This window comes from Kitasatospora sp. NPDC004240 (genome assembly GCF_053603215.1).
Window position 1 is genome coordinate 1 of the sequence record NZ_JBSGFD010000354.1, and the last position, 4986, is coordinate 4986.

Below are 4986 nucleotides of genomic sequence, written 5' to 3' on the forward strand. Positions count from 1 at the left end.
CCGCCGTCGGCCCGCGGGCGCCGGGACGCCGGCGGCCGGGCGCGGCCGGGGGGCGGACGCCGCGGGGCCCCCGGTGGCCCCAAGAGCCCGCCCGGGCCCGGGTACGGCGGCGCCGGTGGCGCCGCTCGGCGGACGGCGTCTGGGCCCTGGCGGCTGGGTTCGGGTGCTCTGCTCCACCCGCCCAACGTACGGTCCGATCATCGCCACACTGTGTAATGGTCGCCCGGGAGCTTCTCCCGTGTCTCCGGACGGAGTACTGATGTGATCGTCCTCAAGTAGCCCCGGCGATCACCGAAAGGGCCCCTCACCCTGTCGGACGGCTTCGCCTTCGAGTGCCTCGACCACGTCCGGCCGGACATCCCGGCCGGCGCGCAGGACGAGTGCCGCGCCTTCCGGTCGGGGGTGCCGGGCATGGCCGAGCCGCCCGAGCCGTCGGTGCCGGCGGCGCTTCCGCTCCAGCGACCCGCCGGGCCACCGGCTGGAGTTCCTGGAGCCCGAGCGGGCCTGAGGGCCGTCCGGCCGGGCCTGCGGAGGCCTTCGAGGGCGCGGCGGGCGGGTGGGCCGCTGCCCGTAGACTGGGGGATCGGCCCGTACGGTGCCGACCCAACTCCTCCAAGCCCACGGGACTGCGCTTCATGTCGCTCACGATCGGAATCGTCGGCCTGCCGAACGTCGGCAAGTCGACCCTGTTCAACGCCCTGACCAAGAACGACGTGCTGGCGGCCAACTACCCGTTCGCCACCATCGAGCCGAACGTGGGCGTCGTCGGTGTGCCGGACGAGCGGCTGGCCAAGCTCGCCGAGATCTTCGGCTCGCAGCGGATCCTCCCGGCCACCGTGGACTTCGTCGACATCGCGGGCATCGTCCGCGGCGCCAGCGAGGGTGAGGGTCTGGGCAACAAGTTCCTCGCGAACATCCGCGAGTCGGACGCGATCTGCCAGGTCGTGCGCGCCTTCACCGACCCGGACGTGGTGCACGTGGACGGCAAGGTGTCGCCCAAGGACGACATCGAGACCATCCACACCGAGCTGATCCTGGCCGACCTGCAGACCGTCGAGAAGGTGCTGCCCCGCCTGCAGAAGGAGGCGCGCCTCAAGAAGGACACCGCCCCCGTGCTGGCCGCCGCCGAGGCCGCGCAGGCGATCCTGGAGACCGGCAAGACCCTCTTCGAGGCCGGCTTCGACACCGCCCCGATCCGCGAACTGCACCTGCTGACCGCCAAGCCCTTCCTCTACGTCTTCAACGTGGACGAGGACGAGCTGGCCGACGAGGACTTCAAGAACGCCCAGCGCGAGCTGGTCGCCCCCGCCGAGGCGATCTTCCTCAACGCCAAGATCGAGTCCGAGCTGATCGAGCTGGACGACGCCGAGGCCCTCGAACTCCTCCAGTCCATGGGCCAGGAGGAGCCCGGTCTGGCCACCCTCGCCCGGGTCGGCTTCGCCACCCTCGGCCTGCAGACCTACCTCACCGCAGGCCCCAAGGAGACCCGCGCCTGGACCATCAAGAAGGGCGCGACCGCCCCCGAGGCGGCCGGTGTGATCCACACCGACTTCCAGAAGGGCTTCATCAAGGCCGAGGTCATCTCCTTCGCCGACCTGGTCGAGACCGGCTCCATCGCCGAGGCCCGCTCCAAGGGCAAGGCCCGCATCGAGGGCAAGGAGTACGTCATGCAGGACGGCGACGTGGTGGAGTTCCGCTTCAACGTGTAGTCGCGCACTTACTGCACGTTGGGCGTTGAGTCAAACGCACAAGTCAGAAGGGGGTCGGGCTCTATCGAGTCCGACCCCTTCGTCGTCACCGTGCTGGATGGGTGCTGGATACTCTGACGTGTGGTCAGCGGCAATCAGGTGTCGTAAACGGTGGACCGGTGTCCCACGTGAACGACCCAGACCACCAGTTCTCCGTTGTCGATGGTGTAGACGACGCGGTAGTCGCCGACGCGCAGGCGGCGCCGTTCGGGCTGGGACACGAGTGCGGTGGTGTTGAAGCCGAGGGGGTCGGTCTCCAACTCGGTCAGCTTGGCCAGGATGCGCAGCGCCATGTCGCGGGGGATCTTCCGAAGCTCGGCCTGTGCCTCGGGGCGGAAGACGGTTCGGTACTCACTCACCGCGTGCCAGCGTCTCCCTCATGATGTCCTCGATCGGGATGCCGGGCGCGGGGTTCGCCATGCGCTCGTCGATGATCCGATTGATCTCGCGCTCTTCCCACTCCTGGTACTTGCGAAGTACCTCGATGGAGACGACGGCGGCGACTTCCTTGCCCCGGCGCGTGATCACTGTGGGCACGTCGTCGCGATCGGCGCGCTCCACGACCTCGGCGAGGTGGGCACGCACATCGCGGATGGACTCTATGGGCAGCGGCTGCGTCATGCGCCCAAGCGTACCGAGTGACTCATGTGTACACAACGCGTCCCCGGTACGGGCGACGGACTTCGTCGCGGTCGCGTGTGCTGGATGTGCTGGATGAACTTGCACCGTGCTGGGTCGGTGCTGGATGGGGGCTCCGGAAACCGTGTTTTCGCAGGTCGGAGCGCTGTGCTGAAGGTCCCGCTTCAACGTTTGATCGCTCAATCACCTTGAGCTGGATCGATCTGTCGAACGCGCAGGTCGAACGGGGCTCGCCTCTCCTGAGGCGAGCCCCGTTCTCCTTTCCGTGCTGACCTGGTGCTGACTTCTCGCCCCGCCGCCCTCTACCCGGTGGTACGTTATGTGGTACCAGTCCGGGAGGAGTTCAGTCGATGTCGATCACTGCCAGCGAGGCGCGCAAGGCTCTCTTCCCGTTGATCAAGAAGGTCAACGACGATCACGAGGCCATCGAGATCGTCTCCAAGCACGGGAACGCCGTACTCGTCTCGGCTGATGACTACGCAGCCCTGCGTGAAGGCTCCTACCTGTTGCGTTCGCCGGCGAACGCCCGCCGGCTGCTCAAGGCGTACGAGAATGCGCTTGGTGGCACAGGACTCTCCGAGCGGGAGCTCATCGACCCTGATGCGTCGGATGGCGAGAAGGGTGCCGCGTGAGGCTCGTCTTCGAGGAGGGCGGCTGGGAGGACTACACGTCCTGGCTCAAGAGCGACCGCAAGATGCTCGCCCGGATCAACAGGCTCATCGAGGACGTCCTGCGTGACCCGTTCACCGGGATCGGCAAGCCCGAGCCACTGAAGTACCACCTGCCCGGGGCCTGGTCGCGACGGATCGACGACGAGCATCGCCTCGTCTATCTGGTCACCGACCGGGAGATCATCATTCTGACGGCCCGCTACCACTACTGATTGCCGGTCAGGGCCGCGTCACCGTGCTGGTTCTGTGCTGACTTCGTCCTCCGAGGGGAGCGTTTCCGCAGGTCGCAGCTGCGTGATGGCAATTCCGCCTCAACGTCTGATCCTCGCCCGATCCTCCGCCGGAGGCCGTCCGTCCCCGTTCCCGTACGGGGTGGGCGGCCTCCGGCGTGCTCTGCCGTGCTCTGTCGCGGGTGGAACCGGAGGGCAGCCTCTCAGTTGTTCGATCTTGTTCGGCTCTTGATCGGCAGGCGTCATCTTCTGATTGACTGATGATCAAGTCGGCGGGGGCGTCAGGGCTTTCGTGGGCGGCGGCACGCGGGGGCGCGGGTCGCGGACGGACGCTGGGGGAGAGATGAGCGGTTCGAACAGGCCCGGGCTGAGCCGGCGGGTGCTGCTGGGGGCCACCGCGGCGGCGGGGGCCGGGGTGGTGCTGCCGGCCGGTGCGGCGGCCGCGGCACCGGAGGGGCACGGACGCCCGCTGGGGCAGGCGGACGTCGACGCCGCGGCCGCGCGGTTGGAGGCGGAGCTGATCGCGCTGCGGCGCCGGTTCCACGCCGACCCCGAGGTGGCGGGCGAGGAGGAGGGCACCGCCGCGGCGGTGGCGGAGCGGCTGCGGGCCGCAGGTCTCGAGGTGCACACGGGGATCGGCGGGCACGGCGTGGTCGCCGTGCTGCGGGGCGACCGGCCGGGCCGTACGGTGGCCTACCGCGCGGACATGGACGCCGTGCCGCAGGGCGGGTACGCCGACGGCGACGGGCCGGCCTCGCACGCCTGCGGGCACGACGTCCACACCACCGTCGGGGTCGGCGTCGCGCTGGTGCTCGCGGGCCTGCGGCGGCGGCTGCGCGGCACGGTGGTCTTCCTCTTCCAGCCCGGTGAGGAGAAGCTGCAGGGCGCCCGGGCGATGATCGCCGCCGGGGCGCTGACGAAGTACGGGACGGTCGAGGAGATCCACGCGCTGCACTGCGGCCCGTTCCCGGTCGGGCGGATCGCGGTGACGCCGGGCGTCGGGCTGCCGGGCCAGGACAACGGGAGCATCACGGTGACCGGCCCGGACGCGGCCGCGGCGGCCGGCCGGCTGGCCGCCGGGATCTCGGCGCTCAACACCGTCCCGTTCCCGACCGACGACGAGGCCCGGGAGCGGATGGTGCGGGACGTGCAGACGCCGGACGGGCCGCTGGCCCGGTTCGTGGTGACGCGCGCGCAGGTCCTCCCGCGCCCCGACACCGAGGGGCGGTCGGTCGTCCGGTTCACCTACCGGTGCTGGCCCGAGGAGCGCTACACGGAGGTGCGCGAGGGCATCCGGCGGCTGGTGCGGGCCGAGCCGGGCGCGGAGCTGACCTTCCAGGGCGATCCGTTCCCGGCGATGGTCTGCCCGGAGCGGGAGGCCGACGCGGCGGCCCGCCACCTGCGCCGGACGCTCGGGCGCGACTCGGTGACCACGCTGCACGCCGCGTTCCCGTACAACGGCGAGGACTTCGCGCTCTTCCTGGACGAGATCCCCGGTACCTACAGCTTCCTGGGCGTGCGCGCCCCCGGTGCCGGGATCAGGGAGGCCTTCCCGCACTACCTCGCGTTCGCCCCGGACGAGCGGGCCATCGGGGTCGGCGTCCGCGCGATGGCCGGCTGGCTGGCCGCCCGCGCCCGCGACTGACCGTCACCCCGGCGTCCGCGCCGGCCGTGCGCCCCCTGTACGGGAGGCGCACG

At 70.4% G+C, this 4986-nt stretch carries 6 protein-coding genes; 4 read left to right on the forward strand and 2 right to left on the reverse strand.

The features are described 5' to 3' along the window. Positions 1-635: 635 nt before the first annotated feature. Complete coding sequence (ychF, locus tag ACWEQL_RS40990; RefSeq protein ID WP_452156490.1) at positions 636-1709, forward strand: redox-regulated ATPase YchF; 1074 nt, start codon at positions 636-638, stop codon at positions 1707-1709. Between the two features lie 134 nt (positions 1710-1843). Here the strand turns inward: ychF and ACWEQL_RS40995 are convergent, their stop codons facing one another. Together ACWEQL_RS40995 and ACWEQL_RS41000 are read right to left on the reverse strand one after the other, a co-directional pair. After that, positions 1844-2107, reverse strand: coding sequence for a type II toxin-antitoxin system RelE family toxin (locus ACWEQL_RS40995; protein ID WP_226076233.1), 264 nt, complete (start codon positions 2105-2107; stop codon positions 1844-1846). Further along, entirely contained in the window at positions 2100-2369 is a 270-nt protein-coding gene (locus tag ACWEQL_RS41000) for a type II toxin-antitoxin system Phd/YefM family antitoxin (protein ID WP_019434848.1), read from the reverse strand. Before ACWEQL_RS41000 ends, ACWEQL_RS40995 begins: the two co-directional genes overlap by 8 nt. Positions 2370-2737: 368 nt before the next feature. On the opposite strand from ACWEQL_RS41000, the gene ACWEQL_RS41005 reads away from it, so the two are divergent. The 3 genes from ACWEQL_RS41005 to ACWEQL_RS41015 all read left to right on the forward strand — a co-directional run bounded on the left by ACWEQL_RS41005 (position 2738) and on the right by ACWEQL_RS41015 (position 4933). Further along, complete coding sequence (locus tag ACWEQL_RS41005; RefSeq protein ID WP_452156492.1) at positions 2738-3019, forward strand: type II toxin-antitoxin system Phd/YefM family antitoxin; 282 nt, start codon at positions 2738-2740, stop codon at positions 3017-3019. Then, positions 3016-3270, forward strand: a complete 255-nt coding sequence (locus ACWEQL_RS41010; protein WP_452156494.1) for a Txe/YoeB family addiction module toxin — start codon at positions 3016-3018, stop codon at positions 3268-3270. The genes ACWEQL_RS41005 and ACWEQL_RS41010 overlap by 4 nt, the downstream gene beginning before the upstream one ends. A gap of 361 nt (positions 3271-3631) precedes the next feature. Then, positions 3632-4933, forward strand: coding sequence for a M20 metallopeptidase family protein (locus ACWEQL_RS41015; protein WP_452156496.1), 1302 nt, complete (start codon positions 3632-3634; stop codon positions 4931-4933). Positions 4934-4986 lie beyond the last annotated feature (53 nt).

Bases quoted from the DNA above. Each gene is read 5' to 3' on its own strand.
- ACWEQL_RS41015 (WP_452156496.1), top strand. From the start codon at position 3,632: ATGAGCGGTTCGAACAGGCCCGGGCTGAGCCGGCGGGTGCTGCTGGGG.
- ychF (WP_452156490.1), top strand. From the start codon at position 636: ATGTCGCTCACGATCGGAATCGTCGGCCTGCCGAACGTCGGCAAGTCG.
- ACWEQL_RS41005 (WP_452156492.1), top strand. From the start codon at position 2,738: ATGTCGATCACTGCCAGCGAGGCGCGCAAGGCTCTCTTCCCGTTGATC.
- ACWEQL_RS41000 (WP_019434848.1), bottom strand. From the start codon at position 2,369: ATGACGCAGCCGCTGCCCATAGAGTCCATCCGCGATGTGCGTGCCCAC.